This window comes from Aminobacter sp. P4_H6_2 (assembly GCF_056400805.1).
Window position 1 is genome coordinate 1 of the sequence record NZ_JBFUKO010000585.1, and the last position, 3368, is coordinate 3368.

General features: G+C 58.9%; 3 protein-coding genes. All 3 read right to left on the reverse strand.

Features of this window, described 5'->3' with window-relative positions; translation table 11 throughout:
• Window positions 1-127, reverse strand: a 127-nt coding sequence (locus AC1DUU_RS26960; protein ID WP_476786423.1) for a DUF1269 domain-containing protein, incomplete at its 3' end; no start/stop codon positions are given.
• Between the two features lie 141 nt (window positions 128-268).
• On the reverse strand, window positions 269-826 hold the full coding sequence (locus AC1DUU_RS26965; protein WP_476786421.1) for a hypothetical protein: 558 nt from the start codon (window positions 824-826) through the stop codon (window positions 269-271).
• 91 nt (window positions 827-917) lie between these two features.
• Window positions 918-3368: efflux RND transporter permease subunit (locus tag AC1DUU_RS26970; protein WP_476786422.1), on the reverse strand; the 2451-nt coding region annotated here is incomplete at its 5' end.

A 3368-nucleotide genomic window follows, 5' to 3' on the forward strand; every position in this document is an offset into this window, starting at 1 on the left:
CGTTCTTGGTTGCAATGACAGCGTCGCTGATCTTGATAAGGTATTGTTTCTGCAGCTCAAGCAGGCGTTCCCGCACCTCTTCAGCCTTGGCTTCCGTGGGATAGACGATGACGATCAGATCAGACATGACGAACTCCAATTTTCAAACGAGTGAACGAACGCCAAGCGTTGCGAGCGCTAAATCATATCGCGCCGAACACATGGAAGGGATTAGCCGTAAATCCTGCGGCTATGCATTGCGTTTCATTTTGGGCGGTAGCGGCAAACGTCAACATCCGGCGCCGGACGTTTCAGCGCCATTATAGAACTGGACACGCACTGACGCCCCGGCCAAGCGCCGGTAGCGTTTCCTGTTTTGGGCGATCGGCCACCAGTCATACAGAAAAATCTCGAGCGGTCGCCATAGAGCAACCCATCCAACGATAATCAGGCCCTCTTCGAAGAAATGCGCTACGCCGCTGTCTGGCACCAAGGCGGCAAGTGTCTGGCCGATCGCCAGGCATGCTGCCAAGACGGCCAGTCCAACCATGAGTGTACGCCGCCCCATTCTGAACAGGTCACTCAGTTCGCGACCGACGATCCTCGCCCGATAGGTGAAGAAATTGGCGAGCGACTTATCCAGGCTACGAACGGCTGCACTTTGCGCCGCACTCGCCGGCAGGTGAATGGTGATTTCGAGCGGCTGATTGCGAGGCAATTCGTGCGCCCAGTCGAAGATATAGGCGTCCGCCTCCCTTGCCAGTTCGCGATCCCGGGAAGGGAACGGGTCCATCGTTTCGAAAAGTTGCGAAACGTCCTCAAGACGGATCTCGATGGAGTTGGCCAAATCGTCGTCCCGTCATTTTGGTTTCCGTGTCGAAGCCTGGCATCCGGCAACCCACCCGGAGGACCGGGTGGGTTCAGCCTATCAGCCTTGCTCAGCCCGCCACGACCGCAGGCTCGGCCGAATGGGCCTTGGCCTCAGCCGGGTCCCGCTCCGCCGGAATACGGAACCACATGATGTACAGCGCCGGCAGGAAGATCAGTGTCAGGGCGGCGGCAACCACCAGGCCGCCGATGACCGTGAAGGCAAGCGGCGCCCAGAACGGATCGCGTATGATCGGCAGCATGCCAAGGATAGTCGATCCGGCAGTGAGGAATACCGGCCGAACACGCTCGGCTGTGACATCGATAACACTCTTCCAGGACTTTCCCTGAGCTTCAATACGCTTGTCGATCTGGTCGATCAGCACCACCGAGTTTCGTGTGATCATGCCAATCAGCGCGATCATGCCGAGAACAGCGATGAAACCTACCGGCGTATTCGTCACCAGCATGATCAACACCACGCCGATCAGTCCCAGCGGTACCACACTGATGACCAAAAGCAGGCGCTGAACGCTCTGTAGCTGGAACATCAGGATGACAACCATGATGATCGCCATCAGCGGGATCATCTCAAGCACCGAAGCCATACCGGTTTCGGCACCTTCGACAGAGCCACCAACCTCGATGTTGAAGTTCGGGTTGTCCTTGCGAAGCTGGTCGATCTTGGGCTCGGCCGCACTCACCACGCTCTCCGCCATAACGCCCTCCTTGACGTCGGCCTGGACGGTGATCGTGGTCTCTCGGTCGCGCCGCCAGATGATCGGCTGCGTCGTCTGGTACTCAATCATGGCGATACTGGACAACGGCACAGTCTGGTTCGGTCCGATCGGGATCTGCAGGGAACGCAGCGTCTCGATATTGGTGCGCTCCTCGGCTGCGGCGCGAGCGACGACGTTCACCAGATAGATAGAATCGCGCACCTGCGTGATCGGAAGGCCCGATGCGGTGGCAAACAGCGTCTGGGCGATTGCCGCCGAATTCAACCCAACCAGCCGTGCCCGGTCCTGATCGACATCGATCACGACCTTCCTAATCGGTTCATTCCAGTCGAGATTGGGTGCAATGACCCCGTTCACGTCGCCAACGACGTCGGCAACCTTCCATGCAAGGTCGCGTACGCCGGCCACGTCTGGACCGCTGATACGATGTTGGACCGGCCAGCCCACTGGCGGTCCCATCTCCAGCGGAGAGACACGGGCGACGATGTTGGGGAACTTCTCGTCAAGTTCCTTCTGCAACCTCGCCTGCAAGGCGTCGCGTGCCTTGACGCTCTTGGCGATGACCACGGCCTGAGCGCGGAACGGCGCCGGGGCCTGGATGTCCATCGGCAAATAAAAGCGAATGGCGTCTGATCCGACATAGAAGCTCCAGTCGACGACATCCTCGTCGAGCTCGAGAACCTTCTCGACACGCTCAACCTCGGCCGCTGTCGCCTGCGTGGAAGCGCTCTGCGGCAAAACAAGCTGAAGCATCAGTTCGGGACGATCGGACGGCGGGAAGAACTGCCTCTTCATCAAAGGGGAGGCCATCAAGGCCACGACGAATAACGCAGCCGTGCCCAAAACCACGGCGAAACGAAGCCGAACGCAGGCATAAAGAAGCTTCTTGAAGCCTCGAACGAGTGCGCTTTCGGTTTTTTCGCCTGTGTTTGAGCCCGACTTAAGCACCGCAAGGCCCACGATTGGTGTCAGCAATACGGCGACGAGCCATGAAAGGATCAGCGCGAACGTAATCACCAGGAAGAGCGATCGCGCATATTCGCCCGACACGCTGCGGGCGAAGCCGACGGGGATGAAGCCGGCAATCGTGACGAGCGTGCCCGCCAGCATGGGAAAGGCTGTCGAGGTATAGGCAAAGGACGCTGCCTTTACCCGGTCATAGCCCTCCTCGAGCTTGGCCATCATCATTTCGACCGCCACCATGGCATCGTCGATCATCAGTGTCAGCGCTATGATCAACGCCCCCAGTGACACCCGTTGAAGCGCGATGCCGGTGATTTCCATCAAAAGGAAGGTCATGCACAGCACCAGCGGGATCGACACCGCAACGGCCAGGCCAGCACGGAATCCAAGCGCTATGAAGCTGACGCCAAGCACAATGATCACGGCCTGGGTCAGCGAAACAGTGAAACCGCGGATGGCGTTGGTGACGACCTCCGGCTGGCTCGCGACATGAACCATGTTGATGCCGATAGGCAGATCATGTTCGAACCGGCTCATCACCGTATCGATGTTGCGTCCGAGCTCGAGGATGTCGCCACCGGATTCCATCGAAACAGCAATGCCTATCGCGGGCTTGCCCTTGACGCGGAACATCGGCTGCGGCGGATCGACGGTGCCGCGAACCACGCTGGCGATGTCGCCAAGCCGCACGAAGCCTGATGCTGTAGGAATGTTCAGATTGCGGATGTCATTTTCGTTGCGCAGATCGCCCGACACTTCGAGGATCGTGCGATCTGCTTCGGTGGTCATGGTACCAGCAGGCAGGACCGCATTCTGCGC